Genomic DNA, 438 nt, shown 5'->3' with positions numbered 1-438 from the left:
GGCTGATAGAGATCCGTTATCTGGGCGCTGCTCTTGCGCACCCCCAGCTCGGGGCCAAAATCCGCCCACACCTTGTAGGCGGGCTTGCGCGCCTCGGGGAAGGGCTCGACCCGCACCAGGGTGCCCACTCTCAGCTCCACCATCTCGAACTGCTGCCAGCTTATGGTCTGCATCTTGGCTCCTCCTTTCACACACCTTGCATTGGCCTCTGCATGCCTTGAAATGGCAGCCCCTGTCTTCGGCAAGGGGCCGGACTGTTATGGCTGCGGGCCGTTTTGCTGGAGCCAGCGGGAGGGGGTGAGGCCCGTCTCGGCCAGGAAACGCTCGGCGAAGGCTCCCTGATCCTGATAGCCGCAGCGGCTGGCCACCTCGCCTATGGGCAGGGCGGTCTGGGCGAGCAGGGTGCGTGCCAGCGCCATGCGCCGACTGCGAATGTAG

At 65.3% G+C, this 438-nt stretch carries 1 protein-coding gene and 1 pseudogene; both read right to left on the bottom strand.

The genetic code is table 11. The features are described 5' to 3' along the window. Positions 1–173 (bottom strand): annotated as a pseudogene (locus JWG43_RS18465) (tRNA-binding protein); the annotation flags it as partial. Positions 174–257: 84 nt separating this feature from the next. Further along, a partial coding sequence (locus tag JWG43_RS18460) for a helix-turn-helix domain-containing protein (RefSeq protein ID WP_205244386.1) occupies positions 258–438 on the bottom strand: 181 nt, incomplete at its 5' end.

Origin of the sequence: Desulfobulbus alkaliphilus (genome assembly GCF_016918545.1) — a bacterium.
GTDB lineage: Bacteria > Desulfobacterota > Desulfobulbia > Desulfobulbales > Desulfobulbaceae > Desulfobulbus > Desulfobulbus alkaliphilus.
This window is presented reverse-complemented; position numbering and strand designations above follow the sequence as displayed.